Raw genomic sequence first — 16654 nt, forward strand, 5'->3', positions numbered from 1 at the left:
GCTATCGCGAGCAGGCTCGCTCTCACAGGGCCCATCATCAACTCGATGACGTTAACGAGCCACCTTGCGTGGCACGATCTTCTTGAGCAATTGCCGGGCCTTGCCCCTCAGCCGGGTCAGCCCCGACTCCTTGCCCGGTGGCGTCAGCCCTTGCTGGTGCAGCCAATCCTTCCAGCGAATCCGCTCGTCTCGTACCAGCCATCCGTCCTGCCTGGCAAAACTCTCCGCCAGGTACAGCCCGCGGGTGCTGGCCGGGTACAGTTGATCCTTCTTCAAGGTGTACAGCTCGGGCAAGGGTTGGCCGTCCTGTAGCGGCATCAGGTAGAGATCGGGTCGCTTGCGGTCCAGGCGCGCCACCAGTTGGTCTCCCTCCAGGCGTTCATCCACATGAAACAGGCTCAGGGACTTGGCTTCCTTGGGCACATCCAGGCGCAAATCGTAAATCAGTTGCAGCGAGGCCGTCGGCAGGTGCACGTAGGCGCGTGGTCGCTCGATCAGTTGCAGGTTGGCGCTGCGCACCGGGCGGGCCGAACCGGACAGCGGCGTCAGGCGAAACGGCAAGGCTTCACGATAATGCAGGGCGGTGGCGTAGGGCGCGGGCAACCAGGTGTCATTGAAGCGTCCGCCAAGCCAGCCCTCGGGGGTTTCCAGAAGGCATTCTTCGGCAATTTCACTGATGGCGGTGAGCAGCGGCAGGTTCAGCTCATGGGCCGGGACATAACCGGAAATCAACTTGAGCACCACGTCGCCGCGGTCCTGTCGACGCTGGCGCACCAGCACCCAATAGTCGCGGTTCTGCCAGTGCAGGGTCAGGCGCACCGAGACACCGAGGTTTGCCAGTTCCAGGGAAAAACGCTCGGGGTCGTCCACCGTCACCGGACGGCGCCGCTGCAAGGTCTGGGAAAAATTCAATGGCATCCCGACGCTCTGGTAAGTCAGGCCTTCGGGTGTCGCTTCGACGAACAGGGGCAGGGTCTTGAAGTTGCTGGGGTTTTTTCTGATGAGCGTGCGCGGCATGTCGGCTCCTTCCTTAAGGCCGCGCAGGGCGGCGTCAGTTTTTACGTAGGACCTTGGCTACGGTCGCGACGTTATGGGCGAGGTGCAGCGGATTGATGGTGCCGACAATAGCACTGGCGACACCGGGATGTTCAAACAACAGTTCGAAGCTGGCCCGGACCGGGTCCACGCCAGGGTTCAGGCAGACGTGACCGCTGGCCAAGGCTTTCTTCACCAGAATGGCCTTGCCATGCAAGGCTGCGTAGTCAATGACAGTCTTCTCGTTTCGTTCGTTCAGATTGTAGGTGACCATCGCGCAATCGCCTTGCTCCAGCGCTTTCAAACCGCCCTCGACGGTTTTGCCGGAAAAGCCGAAGCCGCCGATCTTGCCCTCGCGCTTGAGCGCCGCCAGGGTCGGGTAGACCTCACTGTCGTTGAGGATTGCCAGGTCGTTGCCGTCGGAGTGCACCAGCACCATGTCGATGTAGTCCGTTTCCAGGCGCTTGAGGCTGCGTTCCACCGAGAGTCGGGTGTGGGCGGCACTGAAATCGTGGTGCGACTGGCCGTCACTGAACTCTTCACCGACCTTGCTGACAATCACCCAATCCTGGCGCTGGCCGCGCAACAACGTGCCCAGGCGTTCTTCGCTGCGGCCATAGGCCGGCGCGGTGTCGATCAGGTTGATGCCCAGGTCACGCGCCAGTTTGAGCAGCATGCGCGCTTCGTCGTCATCGGGAATCTGGAAACCGTTGGGGTATTTGACCCCCTGGTCGCGGCCGAGCTTGACGGTCCCCAGGCCCAGGGGTGAAACCCGCGGGCCGTTATTGCCCAGCGGGCGATGCATGTCGTGCAGGGTCGGTTGGCTCATGGCAGCAGTTGCTCCCAGGCCGGGATGCCCATGGGCGGTTTCGGCAGGTCCGGTAATGGCGCCGGATGGCTGGGGGCGATGCCATCGCGTTGCAGCGTGGCGATCACTCGATCGGCAAAATCCGGGGCCAGGGCCAGTTTGGTCGGCCAGCCCACCAGCAGGCGATCCTGTTCGGCGAGAAAGGCGTTGTCCGGGCGGGTCAGGCCCGATTGCAGCGGTTCGGCGCGGTCGACCCGCAGCGTGGCCCATTGTGCGGCGCTGAGGTCGACCCAGGGCAGCAATTGGCCAAGTTCTTTCTGGGCGGTAGCAATCTGCGCGGCGGGCTCGCGGGCCACGCCGTCGGCTTCGGCAATGTCGCCGCCCAAGTACCAGACCCATTGGCCATCGGCGGCCGGGTGGGTGGTCACGGTGATGCGCGGCTTCGGCCCGCCCCCCAGGCAGTGAGCGTACAGCGGCTTGAGGCTCGGTCCCTTGACCAGCACCATGTGCAACGGCCGACGCTGCATGGCCGGTTGCTCCAGGCCCAGGGCACTGAGCAGATCGGCGGTGCCGGCCCCGGCGCTGAGGACGATACGCTGGGCGCGGATCTCGCGGCCATCAACCTTGAGGCCGATCAGTTCGTCGCCGTCGCGCAACGGCTCGATATCTTTGCCGGCCAGCAAACCATCGCCGGCCAGATCTGCCAGCCGTGCAAGCAGGCTGGGGACGTCCACCACCAACTCGGCCAGGCGATAGACCTTGCCCTTGAAGCGCTTGTCTTGCAGGGCCGGCGGCAGTTGCTCGCCCTTGACCTGATCGACCCGCCCACGCACGGCCTTGCTGGCGAAGAAGCTGGTGAGGTTGCCGGCCAGGGTGCCGGGAGACCAGAGGTAGTGAGCTTCGGACAGCAGGCGCACGCCGGACAGATCCAGTTCGCCCTCGCCGGCCAGGGCTTCGCGCCAGCGGCGTGGCATGTCGGCGATGGCTTCCGAGGCGCCGGTGAGGGCACCGTGCAAGGCGTACTTGGCGCCACCATGGATGATGCCCTGGGATTTGATGCTCTGCCCGCCGCCGAGGCTGGCGCTTTCCACCAACACAGTCGAAAAGCCCTGGCGGCGCAGGCGCGCATTCAGCCAGAGGCCGGCGACTCCGGCGCCGACAATCAGAACGTCGGTGGAAATAACGGATGGCATGCAGCGACCTCGCGGGAAATGAAGCGGCAAGTTTCAAGCTTCAAGCTGCAAGTTACAAGCAAGAGGGATAGCCTTTGCTTGCAGCTTGCAGCTTGCAGCTTGCAGCTTGCAGCTTGCAGCTTGCAGCTTGCAGCTTGCAGCTTGCAGCTTGCAGCTTGCAGCTTGCAGCTTGCAGCTTGCAGCTTGCAGCTTGCAGCTTCAGTGCCCGGCAGTCTTGGAAAACAGCTGAATCACCACCACCCCCAGCACAATCAACGCCATCCCCAGCATCGCCGGCACGTCCAGCTTCTGCCCGTAGATGAACAGCGCCGCCACGCTGACCATGACGATCCCCATCCCAGCCCAGACCGCATATGCCACGCCCACCGGAACGGTGCGCACCACCAGGGTCAGCATCCAGAATGCGATGCCGTAGCCGGCGATCACCAGCAGCAGAGGCAGGGGTGTGCTCAAGCCTTTGATCGCTTTCATCGACACGGTGGCGATCACTTCGGCGCAGATGGCGATGGCCAGGTAGTAGTAAGCGTTCATAGGCGAAAATCCTCTTGAAGGGTGCGTCTTTCTGTGTGGACATTTTAGGGCGCTGTCAGATGGGGTAAAGTCATTACCTATCTGTATACGAGATAGGTCGGGGCATGAGTGTTCTGTGGAATCTGGAGCAATTGCGGCTGTTTGTCGGTGTCGCCGAGAAACGTTCGTTTTCCGCCGTGGCGCGGGACGAGCGCAAGGCTCAATCGGCCATTAGCAGCGCGATTGCGTTGTTGGAAACCGACCTGGGCGTGACGCTGTTCGAGCGCAGCAGTGGCCGCCAGCCGAAGCTCTCCGAAGCCGGCGAGGCCTTGTTGGAAGAGGCGCGGGAAGTGCTGCGCCAGTGTGAGCGTCTCAATGGCCGGGCCCTGGCCCTGATGCGCGGTCAGGAGGCGATGTTGCGCCTGGCTCAGGATGAGGCGATGCCCTATCAGCCGGTCATCGACAGCCTGGCGGCCCTGGCCGAGCGGTTCCCGACCCTCGAGGTGCAACTGGCCAGCGCTGCGCAGGGCGATGTGGCGCGCAAACTGGTGGAGCGCCGCGCTGACCTGGGGTTGCTGTTTTATCACGACCAGATCCCCGAAGCGCTGGAGCGCCGGGTGCTGGGCAGCGTCGAGATGGTCACGGTCTGTGGCAGGGGGCATCCACTGGCGAGCCATGATTACGTGACCTGCCTGGAAATGGCCCGGCATCGGCAATTGCTCATGGCGACCCAGTCCAGTGTCTACCCTGGGAGTGAACAGGCCAGCCCGCAGGTCTGGCGCGCCGACAGTTTCTACGTCTTGGCCGAATGGCTGAGAAGCGGCCTGGGCTGGGCGTGGCTGCCACGGCATGTGGTGCAGTACCCGGCGTACCTGGGGGATATGGTCGAGCTCAACAGTGAGTGGACCCCGCCGGCCCTGGTGGTGGAGCTGGTCTGGCGCCGCGACGAGCCGTTGGGCCCGGCCGCGCGCTGGCTGGCGGAACGTTTTGCCGTGCAGTTGCAGGCGATCGGCTGAAAACCCGATAAACTCCGCCGCCATGAACAGAACTCTCTATAGCGCATTGTTTTATCTGGGGCTGCCACTGGTAGCGATTCGGCTCTGGTTGCGGGCACGCAAGGCGCCGGCCTACGCCCGGCGCATCGGCGAGCGTTTTTCCTGGGGGTTGCCGGTGATGGTGCCGGGAGGCATCTGGGTCCACGCCGTATCGGTGGGCGAGAGCATTGCCGCCGCGCCGATGATCCGCGCCTTGCTGCAACGTTATCCACAGCTGCCGATCACGGTCACCTGCATGACGCCCACCGGTTCCGAGCGCATCCAGGCGTTGTTCGCCAACGAGCCGCGCATCCAGCATTGCTATTTGCCCTACGACTTGCCCTGCGCGGCCAACCGTTTCCTCGATCGGGTTCGCCCGGTGCTCGCGGTGATCATGGAAACCGAATTGTGGCCCAACCACATTCATCAATGCGCCAGGCGCGGCATCCCTGTTGCCCTGGCCAACGCGCGACTGTCGGAGCGTTCTGCGCGCGGTTATGCACGTTTGCCCAAACTCACCCGGCCAATGCTCGCCGAGATGAGCCTGTTCGCTGTCCAGACCGAAGCCGAGGCCGAGCGCTTGCGCCAGTTGGGTGCCCGGGCGCAAACCGTCGAGGTCACCGGTTCGATCAAGTTCGACCTGACCATCGACCCGCAACTGCTGGAAAACGCCAGCGCCTTGCGCCATGAGTGGCAAGCGACGGAACGCCCGGTGTGGATCGCCGCCAGTACCCATGAAGGCGAAGATGAGGTGGTGCTGGCCGCCCACCGTCGGTTGCTCGCCAGTTATCCCGATGCGTTGCTGATCCTGGTGCCGCGCCATCCCGAGCGTTTCGATTCAGTGCATCAATTGTGTGAGAACGAAGGTTTCGCCACGGTGCGGCGTTCCAGCGCACGGCCCGTCACTGCCCAGACCTCGGTGCTGCTGGGCGATACCATGGGCGAGCTGTTGTTTCTCTACGCGCTGGCCGACAGCGCGTTTGTCGGCGGCAGCCTGGTACCCAACGGCGGGCATAACCTGCTGGAACCGGCGGCACTGGCCAAGCCGGTGCTCAGCGGGCCGCACCTGTTCAACTTCCTCGAAATCGCCGCGCAACTGCGGGCTGCCGGGGCGCTGGCGGAAGTCGAAGATGCCGAAAGCCTGGCCCTGGCGGTACAACGCCTGTTCGAACTGCCCCGCGATGCCCAGCGCATGGCCGAGGCGGGGCTTGCGGTAATGCGCACCAACCAGGGCGCGTTGCAACGGTTGTTGGAGGGGTTGGGGCGGTTGATTGACTGAGCGACTGAATATCTGTGGGAGCAAAGCTTGCTCCCACAGGAGGTTGCTGAGGGGGCTTCCCTCCGAGGGGTTACTGCGCCGGCCGCGAGCGCAGTTGCTCCGCCGCAGCCTGTGCCAGATCCGGCGGTAGAAAGTCCTTGTCCGGGTTGTAGTCGGGTTTGAGATAGCGCGACAGGTCCTGCAGATCCGACGGGCTCAACGTACCCGCTGCCTGCTTGAGCCGCAGGTTGTCGAGGATGTAGTCATAGCGGGCGTTGTTGTAGTTGCGCACCGAGGTGTACAGCTGACGCTGGGCATCGAGTACATCGACGATGTTGCGCGTGCCCACCTGGTAACCGATCTCCGTGGCTTCCACTGCGCTCTGGTTGGAGATGATGGACTGGCGGCGGGCCTGGACCTGTTCCACATCGGTATTCACCGCCCGGTGCAGGTTGCGGGTGTTCTCCACCACCTGCCGGCGCAGGGCCTCGCGCTGTTGTTCGGTCTGAGTCAGTTGCGAGTAGGATTCGCGCACCTGAGAGCTGGTCAGCCCGCCGCTGTAGATCGGGATGCTCAATTGCAGGCCGATGGTGCGTTGCTCGGCATCGCCACCATAACGCTGGCCGGTAGGGCTGGGGTTGGTAAAACCGAGGCCATCGTTGTCGCCTTTTTTGTATTGGGCGATCGCATCGAGGGTCGGGGCATGCCCGGACTTGCGCTGACGCAGGGTGTCTTCGGCGGCCGTGACGGCGTAGTTGCTGGCCAGCAGATTGAGGTTCTGCTTGGCGGCCGTATCGACCCAGGCCTTGGCGTCGTTCGGTGCCGGCGGCAGGATCGGCAGCGTGTGGACGATGCCCTGGAGCGAGTTGTACTGACGGTTGGTCAGGGTGATCAAGGCTTCGAAGGCGTCGTCGACCTGACGCTGGGCCAGGATCCGGTTGGCTCGCGCGGTGTCGTAGCTGGCCTGGGATTGCAGCACGTCGGTCTTGTCCGACAGGCCTACGTCGAAGCGCTCGTTGGACTGGTCGAGCTGACGCTTGAACGCCGCTTCCTCGGCCTTGGTCGAGGCCAGGTTGTCCTGGCTGCGCAGCACGTTGAAATAGCTCTCGGCGCTTTGCAGGATCATGTTCTGTTCAGTGGCCGAGAGTTGCAGCGACGCTTGTTCGTTGACCGACTTCGCCGCCTGGAACTGAAACCAGCGATCGGCACGGAAAATCGGCTGGGACAGCGTGGCCTGGTAGACCGTACCGCTACGGGAGGCGGTCATGGCTGGCTGGTCGAGCTCGGTACGGGTGTTGTTCAGGTCGGCACCGGCCGACAGGTTGGGTAGCAACCCGGCGCGCGCCTGGGGCACCACTTCTTTCTGGGCGCCATACTGGGCGCGGGCGGCGGCCAGGTCGGCGTTGTTGTCCACCGCTTCCTGATACACGCTCACCAGATCGGTTTTGGTGGTCAAGGGCGCTTCGGCAGCCCAGGCCATTCCATTGGACGCACAAGACACGGCAAGGGCCAGTGAGAGTTTGCGCAGCATGAGGCGTTCCCTACTTCTCAAATGATTGCGCACAAGAGGCGCGGCGTAGCGAGTGTAGTTGCGCGGGCGCACGGCAACAATCCTGTATTTGCGCCATTCATCACGCCTTTTGCCGTCGCGATGGCGTTCTGCGGTGGTTGTGTCTAGACTGGCCGGGTTCTTGTCGGGGTGCCTTGCTATGAGGCTGAGATCGAATAATTTCGGATCCCGTTGAACCTGATCAGGTTAGCGCCTGCGTAGGGAACAAGATTTCTCGTCACCCGGCGAGTCCTCTTGTGCTTCGTCCGGGATGTTGTTCGACAATCGACTTTCGATCTTCGAGCATCCTCGAGCAGCAAGCACAGCGTCCGCACTCTCGTGCAGGGACGCGTCCATTCGTTACAGGTTCGCTCCGACAAAAATCCACTGCCTGGATGTGTGTCTGGAGAGCCCGTGATGACGACAAAATCAAAAAACGCGACCAACCTCAGTGATTCGGCCAAGGTCGATGAGCAATCGGTTCAGCCCTTTACCCGCTCGCAAAAAATCTATGTCCAGGGCAGCCGCCCGGATATTCGCGTGCCCATGCGCGAAATCAGCCTCGACGTGACCCCCACCGACTTTGGCGGCGAAATCAATGCGCCCGTGGTGGTGTACGACACTTCGGGTCCTTACACCGACCCGAATGTGATCATCGACGTGCGCAAAGGCCTGGCCGATGTGCGCTCACCGTGGATCGAAGCCCGTGGCGACACCGAACGCCTGGCGGGACTGAGCTCCAACTTCGGCCAGGAACGCCTGGCCGATCCCGAGCTGACCAAACTGCGCTTCGCCCATGTGAACAACCCGCGTCGCGCCAAGCCCGGCGCCAACGTCAGCCAGATGCACTACGCGCGCAAAGGCATCATCACCGCCGAGATGGAATACGTCGCCATCCGCGAAAACATGAAGCTGGAAGTGGCCCGCGTCGCCGGCCTGCTGGACCAGCAACACGCCGGCCACAGCTTCGGTGCCAGTGTGCCGAAAGTCATCACCCCGGAATTCGTGCGTGACGAAATCGCCCGGGGGCGCGCGATCATCCCGGCCAACATCAACCACACCGAACTGGAACCGATGATCATCGGCCGTAACTTCCTGGTGAAGATCAACGGCAACATCGGCAACAGCGCACTGGGCTCGTCCATCGAAGAAGAAGTGGCGAAGCTGACCTGGGGCATTCGCTGGGGTTCGGACACGGTCATGGACCTGTCCACCGGCAAGCACATCCACGAAACCCGCGAGTGGATCATCCGCAACTCGCCGGTTCCGATCGGCACCGTGCCGATCTATCAGGCCCTGGAAAAAGTCGGCGGCGTGGCCGAAGACCTGACCTGGGAGCTGTTCCGCGACACGTTGATCGAACAGGCCGAGCAGGGCGTCGACTACTTCACCATCCACGCCGGCGTGCTGTTGCGTTATGTGCCGATGACCGCCAAGCGCGTCACCGGCATCGTCAGCCGTGGTGGTTCGATCATGGCCAAGTGGTGCCTGGCGCACCACAAAGAGAACTTCCTCTACACCCACTTCGAAGACATCTGCGAAATCATGAAGGCCTACGACGTCAGCTTCTCGCTGGGCGATGGCCTGCGTCCGGGTTCGATTGCCGACGCCAACGACGAAGCGCAGTTCGGTGAGCTGGAAACCCTCGGCGAGCTGACCAAGATCGCCTGGAAGCATGACGTGCAGTGCATGATCGAAGGCCCGGGCCACGTGCCGATGCAGTTGATCAAAGAGAACATGGACAAGCAGCTGGAGTGCTGCGACGAGGCGCCGTTCTACACCCTCGGCCCGCTGACCACCGATATTGCGCCGGGCTATGACCACATCACCTCCGGTATCGGCGCGGCGATGATCGGCTGGTTCGGTTGCGCCATGCTCTGCTACGTCACCCCGAAAGAACACTTGGGGCTGCCAAACAAGGATGACGTGAAGACCGGGATCATCACCTACAAGATCGCCGCGCATGCGGCCGATCTGGCCAAAGGGCACCCAGGCGCGCAAATCCGCGACAACGCCTTGAGCAAGGCGCGTTTCGAGTTCCGCTGGGAAGACCAGTTCAACCTCGGCCTGGACCCGGACACCGCCCGCTCGTACCACGACGAAACCCTGCCGAAGGACTCGGCCAAGGTCGCGCATTTCTGCTCGATGTGCGGGCCGAAGTTCTGCTCGATGAAAATCACCCAGGAAGTGCGCGAGTACGCGGCCAACCAGCGCATTGAAGCGGTGGATGTCGATGTCGCCCAGGGCTTGGCGGAACAGGCTGAGCGGTTCAAGAAGGAAGGCAGCCAGCTGTACAAGAAAGTGTGATTTGAGCTGTGGGGGGCGGTGTTTTCACTGCCCTCATCGCGAGCAAGCTCGCTCCCACAGGGGATTTACTGTGGACGCAAAGTCTGTGTGCACCGTTGATCCTCTGTGGGAGCGAGCTTGCTCGCGATAGCGGCCAAAAAAACAACAAAGATTCCTCTGAGATAACAACCCTTGAACATCCAACCCAGCACCTACTCCCCCGACGCCGCCGTCCCCTTGGACAGGCGCGTCTTCGGCGCCCGCGATCTGTTCTCCCTGTGGTTTTCCCTCGGCATCGGCCTGATGGTCTTGCAGGTCGGCGCCTTGCTCGCGCCGGGCCTGGGCCTGAGCGGTTCGTTGCTGGCGATTTTCCTCGGCACGCTGGTGGGCGTCCTGCTGCTGGCGGCCGTCGGGGTGATCGGCAGCGACACCGGCCTGTCGGCCATGGCCGCTCTCAAGCTCAGCCTCGGCGGCAAGGGCGCGAGCGTGCCGGCGGTGTTGAACCTGCTGCAGTTGATCGGTTGGGGCTCATTCGAAATCATCGTCATGCGTGACGCCGCCAGCCTGCTCGGCGCCCGGGCCTTCAGCGAAGGCAGCCTGGGGTCGAACCCACTGCTGTGGACATTGTTTTTCGGCGCACTGGCGACCCTGCTGGCAGTGAGCGGGCCGCTGACGTTCGTGCGTAAGGTCCTGCGCAAGTGGGGCATCTGGCTGCTGCTGGCGGCGTGCATCTGGCTGACCTGGAACCTGTTTGCCAAGGCTGATCTGGCGGCGTTGTGGGCGCGGGCGGGAGATGGTTCGATGCCGTTTGCCGTCGGTTTCGACATTGCGATAGCCATGCCGCTGTCCTGGTTGCCGCTGATTGCCGACTACTCGCGCTTCGGCAAACGCGCAAAAAACGTCTTCGGCGGCACCGCGCTGGGGTTCTTTATCGGTAATTTCTGGCTGATGAGCCTGGGCGTGGCCTACACCCTGGCGTTCGCGCCGAGCGGTGAAGTCAACGCGCTGTTGCTGGCCCTGGCGGGCGCCGGGTTGGGTATCCCGCTGCTGCTGATTTTGCTGGATGAATCGGAAAATGCCTTCGCTGATATCCACTCGGCGGCGGTGTCCAGCGGCATGCTGACGGGGTTGAAAGTCGAGCACCTGGCCTTGGCGATTGGCGTGGTCTGCACCTTGATCGCCTGCTTCGCGCCGTTGGCTCAGTATCAGAATTTCCTGTTGCTGATCGGCTCGGTGTTCGCACCGCTGTTCGGTGTGGTGCTGGTGGACCACTTCATCCTGCGCAAGCGCGCCAGCCGGGTCGTGTCAGCGGCGTTGTGCTGGCCGGCACTGTTGGCCTGGCTGGGCGGGGTGAGTACCTATCACCTGCTGGCCAACTTCTACCCGGACATCGGCGCCACCCTGCCGTCGCTGGTCCTGGCAGGGGTGCTGCAACTGATACTGGGCCGGGCTTTCAACTACGGCCGGGAAACAGCTCGGGCTTGAGGATGCCATTGAGGCGTGGATAAGCGATCTTCAGTTCGATGTGGCCCAGGGCGTATGGCGCGATGGTGCTCACTTGGTACTTGAGGATCACGCCGCCGTAGGTCAGCGCCACGTTCGGGGTTTTCTGGAACGGCCACTGCTTCACGAACTCCGGTTCCTGATCCAGTTTGGTGCTGATCAGCCAGCTGTTGTGGGCGACCTGCACGGCTTTCCAGAACGCCTCTTCCTGGCCCGGCAGCAGCATGTCCGACAGCGTCAATACTTTGTGCTGCTGGCGCGAATAGTTGATGAAACCGCGCCCCGGCGTACCGTGCGCACCGCCAGTGTCCAGGTAACTGGACAATTCGATGATCACCAAGCCGTCATGCTGCTCCCGTACCTTGGCTTGCAAGTAACTGCTGTTGCGTGGCGCGGCGCTGCGCAAAAACTGCTCGCGGTAGGCGGCCAGCGTCGGCGCCAGCGGGGCGTCCGGTGTGGTGCGGGTCATTTGCAGCAGGCGTTTCTCGATAATGCCGTCCAAGGCCGGCTCGGCGGGAAAGCGCAGGGTGTCAATGTTGACCAGGGGGCAGTCGGCGCTGGCGCATCCTGGTTGCAGTTGTTCCGAGGCATCGCGGGTAGTTTCCAGCGGAGCGCGGTAGTTGGGTTGGAACAGGCTTTGGCAAGCGCCCAGGGTCAGGGCAATAGTGGCCACGCAAAGGGTTTTGAAAAGCGACATGGGCGTCCTTCATGAAACAGGGAAAGGCGAAAAGTTACCCGCTTCGACTGTCGGCAGGGCAATCAGTTCGCCACTAAGCTCATTAGAGTGGCTTTGAGGGCAGCCGTCTATCCCGATGACTGGAAAGGGGCTGCATCAAACGGTACGGGCGCGCTAGGATGGCGCGAAGCCGAGGCTGGAACCTCGCATCGATCCGCTGCAAACGAGGACTGTCATGACCGATTTCGCCAACGCCACACCGAGCGCCGTGGACATCGTAAAGCGTGAAAACTGCTTTCAGGGTTTCTACAAACTCGATCGCGTCCACCTGCGCCACGAGTTATTTGCCGGTGGCATGAGCCGTGAAATCAGCCGTGAACTGTTCGTGCGTCATGACGCGGTGTGCGTGCTGCCCTACGATCCGCAACGCGATGAGGTGGTACTGATCGAGCAGTTTCGCGTCGGCGCCATTGGCAAGACCACCAACCCCTGGCTGGTGGAACTGGTGGCCGGCCTGATCGACAAGGACGAGCAACCGGAAGAAGTTGCTCATCGCGAAGCGCAGGAGGAAGCTGGGCTTGTCTTCGCTGCGCTCTGGCCGATGACCAAGTATTTTCCATCGCCGGGCGGCAGCAATGAATTCGTGCATCTTTATTTGGGGCGTTGCGACAGTGTGGGGGCCGGTGGCCTGCATGGGCTTGTGGAAGAAGCCGAAGACATTCGTGTGAAGGTCTGGGCTTTTGAAGATGCCTTGCAAGCAGTGCGCGACGGGCAGATCTGCAACGCGGCCAGCATCATTGCCTTGCAATGGCTGGCCTTGAATCGCGATGAAGTGAGGGGGCTATGGTCTTAAGCAAGCTGCGCGACCGTTATCGCGTCGATCTGGTCGGGTTGCAGGCCGCCTGCGAGGCCAACTACGCCCGCCTGATGCGCTTGTTGCCGGACATGCGCAACGACCCCGCGCCCCGGCGCATCGCCGTGACCCATGGCGACCAGATGCTCGGCGTGCTGGCCATTGAAGTGCTGCAAACCTGCCCATACACCACCACCTTGCAAGTGCGCCAGGAACACAGCCTGCCCTGGTTGCCGGTGCCGCAACTGGAAGTGCAGGTCTATCACGATGCGCGCATGGCCGAAGTCGTGAGCGCCGAACATGCGCGACGTTTTCGCGGCATCTATCCTTATCCCAATGCGTCGATGCACCAACCGGATGAAAAGGCCCAGTTGAACCTGTTTCTGGGGGAATGGCTGAGTCATTGCCTGGCGCTGGGCCACGAATTCGAGGTTGTTCGGTAGCTGCCGGTCAAAAACTGGACACTGGTTGTGAACCGGTTCCGGTTCGCGGGTTTCCCCTTTCGATCTTCCCCAGCATAATTGCCGCTTCATCCAATGGCGTAGTCGCGCCTGGGAGAGAGCGATTTGCCGAGCGTATCCACCTTGACCACCGCCGATACGGCGCTGCTGGTCCAACTGTCTGACAGTCACCTGTTTGCCGAGGCCGACGCTTCGTTGCTGGGCATGAACACCCGCGACAGCCTGCAGGCGGTCATTGACTTGGTGCTCACGCAGCAGCCGAACATTGACCTGATGCTTGCCACTGGGGATTTGTCCCAGGACGGAACGCTGGAGTCCTACGAAGCGTTTCGGCAACTGAGTGCGCGTATCGACGCGCCGGCGCGTTGGATTCCGGGCAATCATGACGAGCCGCAGGTGATGGTCACGGCGGCGGTCAAGAGCGCGTTGCTTGATCCGGTGGTGGATATTGGCAACTGGCGCGTGACGATGCTCGACTCCGCTGTGCCCGGGTCGGTGCCGGGGTTTTTGGCCGAGGAGCAATTGATTCTGTTGGCCAATGCCTTGAGCGAGGCGCCGGAGCGACATCACTTGGTGTGCCTGCATCATCATCCTGTTTCGATTGGGTGTGCGTGGATGGAGCCGATTGGGTTGCGTAATCCTGAGGCGCTGTTTGCGGTGTTGGATCGGTTTCCTCAGGTGCGTGCTGTTCTGTGGGGGCATGTGCATCAGGAAGTTGATCAGGTGCGTGAGGGGGTTCGTTTGTTGGCTTCGCCTTCGACCTGTATTCAGTTTGAGCCGGGGAGTGAGGATTTTGCGGTGGGGGGGCAGGCGCCGGGGTATCGGTGGTTGCGGCTCTTGCCGGATGGGCGGTTGGAGACGGGGGTTGAGCGGGTGGTTGGTTTTGCGTTCACTCCTGACTATGGCTCCAACGGGTATTAAGTTCGGCCCAACTGTGGGAGCGAGCTTGCTCGCGATGGCGGCCTGACAGCTGGCCAGGATTTTGTTGACCGGGTATATATCCATTTCTGCGGTAACGGCCACTTATGGTTCCGCCCTTACGGCGGGTCACTTTCGAAAAGCGCGAAAGTAACCAAAGCGCTTTTGCCCCACCACTCGGCACCTCGCCTAGGCTCGGTGTGCCCGAACGTAGGCATTGCTCCGTGGGCCCGCCGCGAAGGGCCATCCATGGCCCAGCGCGGCTACCTCGGCATCCATGCCGAGGTGCCCACTACGCAATACCTACGTTCGGCCAGCGTGGTTAACGGGGCGCCCAAGATCAACCTCCACCGCGAGGCGGCCTGATAGCCGGCCTGGTTTTAGCGGGTGTACATCCATCAAACCTGTTTGAGCAGGACCTGTGGGAGCAAAGCTTGCTCGCGAAGGCGGCAGCACATTCAGCATCGATGCAAGCAGACCCACCGCTATCGCGAGCAAGCTCGGCTCCCACAGGGATCGGCGGTGGACACTGATTGTATAAACGACCAAAAATCTGTGTGGGAGCGAGCTTGCTCGCGATGGCGGCCTGACAGCCGACCAGGATTGTGGGAATGGTCGGACAGGCCTCCGGGCTGCAGTAGATTTTTCCGACGAGTTCTGGCGGTTGCCGGGTGGGAAGGGCTGTCGCTAGTCTTTTTCCGTCGCTGCAAATTCAGCGGCCGGGCTTGGAAATCCGATAAGTAGACGGCGCGAAAGCGCCCTTCATAACGTATGCTTGCGGTCGTTTTTTGACCATGCTTTCGTTATGGCAGCTGTGCGCGGGAGACCTTCGGGTCTGTCGGGCTCGTTTACCCCGGTTTTCCAACCTGCGTACGGCTGCCACCCCCTCGCTTGGAAACGAACGTGGTAGCTCCAACCAGTAAACGGAGTGTCACCCTATGTTCAAAGCCACACCCAATCCCCCCGAAACTGATCCCTCATCACCCCACGCCGGTCTCGATCTCCAAAAACTCGATGAAGCCGCCAAGCGCGCCATCGACCATTACCTCGACCCCAAGCCCCAACCCAAGAAGAAACAACCCTCAAGCCAATTGTTCTCCGTCGCGGAGAGCGCAGACACCGAAACCCTCCTAGCCAACCTCAGCGAAACCCTAGCCTCCGCCAACGCCATGCTCGGCGACCTGACCTTCGACCTGGAAGGCTCGCGTCGGCATTTCGCCCTGGGAGTCCAGCAGATGATCGAACTCAGTGAATTGTTGGCGAACCGGGCGTTGGATATCGTCGATCCGCGCTAGCGCCGAGCGGAAGCATTGTGGAGAGCACTTATCGCCGACCTGTCTCCGGCGGCAGTACTTCAATCCGACTGTGGGAGCGAGCTTGCTCGCGAAGATGGTGGTACATCCAACGCTGATGCAAGCTGGTCCACCGCCATCGCGAGCAAGCTCGCTCCCACAGGAGAAACGCGGTCCCACCAAGAACCAGGTCGGCTATCAGGCCGCCTCGTGGTGGACGTTGATCTCGGCGCCCCGTTAACCACGCTGGCCGAACGCAGGCATTGTGGAGTGGGCATCCCGGCATGGATGCCGGGATAGCCGCGCTGGGCCATGGATGGCCCTTCGCGGCGGGCCCACGGAGCAATGCCGGAGTGAGGGCATGCCGAGCCAAAGCGAGGCACCGAGTGGTGGGGCAGAAGCGCTTTGGTTACTTTCGCGCTTTTCGAAAGTGACCCGCTGTAAGAGCGGAACCATAAGTGGCCGTTACCTCAGCAATGGATATGTACTCAGTCAGACCGCCATCGCGAGCAGGCTCGCTCCCACAGGTGCTGTGATCGACGGGTCATAGGAGGCGACAACACGGGCAAATCCCCCCCCAATCACCGCAATCTCCCTGTAAACTCCGCCCTTTGCCCAACACCCAGGGAGTCGGCAATGTCGGGTTCGATCCTTTACATCCACGGCTTCAACAGCGCCCCAGCGTCGACCAAGGCCAGTCAGTTGATCGAAGTAATGGCACGCCTCGGCCTCAGCGACCAGCTACAGGTGCCCGCCTTGCATCACCACCCCCGCCAGGCCATCGGTCAGCTGGAACAGGCGATTGCACAACTGGGCCGCCCACTGCTGGTCGGCAGCTCGCTCGGCGGCTACTATGCGACTCACTTGGCCGAGCGCCACGGGCTCAAGGCCCTGCTGGTCAACCCTGCGGTCAGCCCCCATCGGATGTTCGACGGTTACCTGGGCACGCAGAAGAATTTGTACACCGATGAAACCTGGGAATTGACCCACGACCACGTCACGGCCCTGGCCGAACTGGAGGTGCCGGCGCCCCAGGATCCGCAGCGGTATCAGGTATGGTTGCAAACCGGGGACGAAACGCTGGATTATCGCCACGCCCAGCAGTATTACCGCGCCTGTGCCTTGCGCATCCAGGCCGGCGGCGACCACAGTTTCCAAGGGTTTGCCCAGCAGTTGCCGGCGCTGTTGAGTTTTGCCGGCATTGGCGCCGATTTGTACCAGGCGATCGACTTCACGTCGCTGTGAGCCATCGCCTCTTTTTCATTGAACACTGACGAC

General features: G+C 62.1%; 15 protein-coding genes and 1 riboswitch. Of the genes, 9 read left to right on the top strand and 6 right to left on the bottom strand.

Annotated elements, in window-relative coordinates; genetic code table 11:
* Nucleotides 1-51: 51 nt before the first annotated feature.
* The 4 genes from GKKCFE_RS01000 to GKKCFE_RS01015 form a co-directional block, all read right to left on the bottom strand.
* Complete coding sequence (locus GKKCFE_RS01000) at nucleotides 52-1017, bottom strand: hypothetical protein (RefSeq protein ID WP_047225894.1); 966 nt, start codon at nucleotides 1015-1017, stop codon at nucleotides 52-54.
* A 34-nt stretch (nucleotides 1018-1051) separates the two neighbouring features.
* A complete protein-coding gene (locus GKKCFE_RS01005) occupies nucleotides 1052-1864 on the bottom strand; it encodes an aldo/keto reductase (RefSeq protein WP_445577385.1) in 813 nt (270 codons plus the stop codon).
* Entirely contained in the window at nucleotides 1861-3036 is a 1176-nt protein-coding gene (locus tag GKKCFE_RS01010; RefSeq protein ID WP_274090524.1) for an NAD(P)/FAD-dependent oxidoreductase, read from the bottom strand. Before GKKCFE_RS01010 ends, GKKCFE_RS01005 begins: the two co-directional genes overlap by 4 nt.
* A gap of 198 nt (nucleotides 3037-3234) precedes the next feature.
* Nucleotides 3235-3567 carry a DMT family transporter gene (locus GKKCFE_RS01015; RefSeq protein ID WP_047225891.1) on the bottom strand — a complete coding sequence of 111 codons (333 nt, stop codon included), beginning with the start codon at nucleotides 3565-3567 and terminating at the stop codon, nucleotides 3235-3237.
* A 104-nt stretch (nucleotides 3568-3671) separates the two neighbouring features.
* Between GKKCFE_RS01015 and GKKCFE_RS01020 the strand changes: the two genes are divergently transcribed.
* On the top strand, nucleotides 3672-4562 hold the full coding sequence (locus tag GKKCFE_RS01020) for a LysR family transcriptional regulator (protein ID WP_445577386.1): 891 nt from the start codon (nucleotides 3672-3674) through the stop codon (nucleotides 4560-4562).
* Nucleotides 4563-4584: 22 nt separating this feature from the next.
* Complete coding sequence (waaA, locus tag GKKCFE_RS01025) at nucleotides 4585-5859, top strand: lipid IV(A) 3-deoxy-D-manno-octulosonic acid transferase (RefSeq protein WP_188252204.1); 1275 nt, start codon at nucleotides 4585-4587, stop codon at nucleotides 5857-5859.
* A 70-nt stretch (nucleotides 5860-5929) separates the two neighbouring features.
* Here waaA and GKKCFE_RS01030 read toward each other — a convergent pair whose 3' ends face one another.
* A complete protein-coding gene (locus GKKCFE_RS01030) occupies nucleotides 5930-7369 on the bottom strand; it encodes a TolC family outer membrane protein (protein ID WP_316912513.1) in 1440 nt (479 codons plus the stop codon).
* A gap of 154 nt (nucleotides 7370-7523) precedes the next feature.
* Nucleotides 7524-7629, top strand: a riboswitch (TPP riboswitch).
* A gap of 175 nt (nucleotides 7630-7804) precedes the next feature.
* Here GKKCFE_RS01030 and thiC point away from each other — a divergent pair.
* Nucleotides 7805-9694, top strand: coding sequence for a phosphomethylpyrimidine synthase ThiC (gene thiC / locus GKKCFE_RS01035; RefSeq protein ID WP_445577387.1), 1890 nt, complete (start codon nucleotides 7805-7807; stop codon nucleotides 9692-9694).
* A 171-nt stretch (nucleotides 9695-9865) separates the two neighbouring features.
* Entirely contained in the window at nucleotides 9866-11158 is a 1293-nt protein-coding gene (gene cytX, locus GKKCFE_RS01040) for a putative hydroxymethylpyrimidine transporter CytX (protein WP_339491383.1), read from the top strand.
* Here the strand turns inward: cytX and GKKCFE_RS01045 are convergent.
* Nucleotides 11127-11873, bottom strand: a complete 747-nt coding sequence (locus GKKCFE_RS01045; protein ID WP_139048583.1) for a DUF3298 domain-containing protein — start codon at nucleotides 11871-11873, stop codon at nucleotides 11127-11129. The two genes, cytX and GKKCFE_RS01045, sit on opposite strands and share 32 nt — an antisense overlap.
* Before the next feature lie 214 nt (nucleotides 11874-12087).
* Here GKKCFE_RS01045 and GKKCFE_RS01050 point away from each other — a divergent pair, with 214 nt between their 5' ends.
* From GKKCFE_RS01050 to GKKCFE_RS01070, 5 genes are all read left to right on the top strand, one after another.
* Entirely contained in the window at nucleotides 12088-12705 is a 618-nt protein-coding gene (locus tag GKKCFE_RS01050) for an NUDIX domain-containing protein (RefSeq protein WP_139048582.1), read from the top strand.
* Nucleotides 12696-13148, top strand: coding sequence for a DUF1249 domain-containing protein (locus GKKCFE_RS01055; protein WP_047225883.1), 453 nt, complete (start codon nucleotides 12696-12698; stop codon nucleotides 13146-13148). Before GKKCFE_RS01050 ends, GKKCFE_RS01055 begins: the two co-directional genes overlap by 10 nt.
* A gap of 123 nt (nucleotides 13149-13271) precedes the next feature.
* On the top strand, nucleotides 13272-14087 hold the full coding sequence (gene cpdA / locus GKKCFE_RS01060) for a 3',5'-cyclic-AMP phosphodiesterase (RefSeq protein ID WP_445577388.1): 816 nt from the start codon (nucleotides 13272-13274) through the stop codon (nucleotides 14085-14087).
* Between the two features lie 935 nt (nucleotides 14088-15022).
* The gene (locus tag GKKCFE_RS01065; protein WP_445577389.1) at nucleotides 15023-15379 is read left to right on the top strand and encodes a DUF6124 family protein; all 357 of its coding nucleotides are present in this window, start codon (nucleotides 15023-15025) and stop codon (nucleotides 15377-15379) included.
* Between the two features lie 633 nt (nucleotides 15380-16012).
* Nucleotides 16013-16621: a YqiA/YcfP family alpha/beta fold hydrolase gene (locus tag GKKCFE_RS01070; RefSeq protein ID WP_047227287.1), complete on the top strand. Its 609-nt coding sequence runs from the start codon at nucleotides 16013-16015 to the stop codon at nucleotides 16619-16621.
* The last annotated feature ends 33 nt before the right edge of the window (nucleotides 16622-16654 follow it).

Source organism: Pseudomonas sp. E141 (assembly GCF_052659885.1).

Bases quoted from the DNA above. Each gene is read 5' to 3' on its own strand.
- GKKCFE_RS01045 (WP_139048583.1), bottom strand. From the start codon at position 11,873: ATGTCGCTTTTCAAAACCCTTTGCGTGGCCACTATTGCCCTGACCCTG.
- GKKCFE_RS01055 (WP_047225883.1), top strand. From the start codon at position 12,696: ATGGTCTTAAGCAAGCTGCGCGACCGTTATCGCGTCGATCTGGTCGGG.
- GKKCFE_RS01030 (WP_316912513.1), bottom strand. From the start codon at position 7,369: ATGCTGCGCAAACTCTCACTGGCCCTTGCCGTGTCTTGTGCGTCCAAT.
- GKKCFE_RS01070 (WP_047227287.1), top strand. From the start codon at position 16,013: ATGTCGGGTTCGATCCTTTACATCCACGGCTTCAACAGCGCCCCAGCG.
- GKKCFE_RS01020 (WP_445577386.1), top strand. From the start codon at position 3,672: ATGAGTGTTCTGTGGAATCTGGAGCAATTGCGGCTGTTTGTCGGTGTC.
- GKKCFE_RS01065 (WP_445577389.1), top strand. From the start codon at position 15,023: ATGTTCAAAGCCACACCCAATCCCCCCGAAACTGATCCCTCATCACCC.
- GKKCFE_RS01000 (WP_047225894.1), bottom strand. From the start codon at position 1,017: ATGCCGCGCACGCTCATCAGAAAAAACCCCAGCAACTTCAAGACCCTG.
- GKKCFE_RS01050 (WP_139048582.1), top strand. From the start codon at position 12,088: ATGACCGATTTCGCCAACGCCACACCGAGCGCCGTGGACATCGTAAAG.
- GKKCFE_RS01010 (WP_274090524.1), bottom strand. From the start codon at position 3,036: ATGCCATCCGTTATTTCCACCGACGTTCTGATTGTCGGCGCCGGAGTC.
- GKKCFE_RS01005 (WP_445577385.1), bottom strand. From the start codon at position 1,864: ATGAGCCAACCGACCCTGCACGACATGCATCGCCCGCTGGGCAATAAC.
- waaA (WP_188252204.1), top strand. From the start codon at position 4,585: ATGAACAGAACTCTCTATAGCGCATTGTTTTATCTGGGGCTGCCACTG.
- GKKCFE_RS01015 (WP_047225891.1), bottom strand. From the start codon at position 3,567: ATGAACGCTTACTACTACCTGGCCATCGCCATCTGCGCCGAAGTGATC.
- thiC (WP_445577387.1), top strand. From the start codon at position 7,805: ATGACGACAAAATCAAAAAACGCGACCAACCTCAGTGATTCGGCCAAG.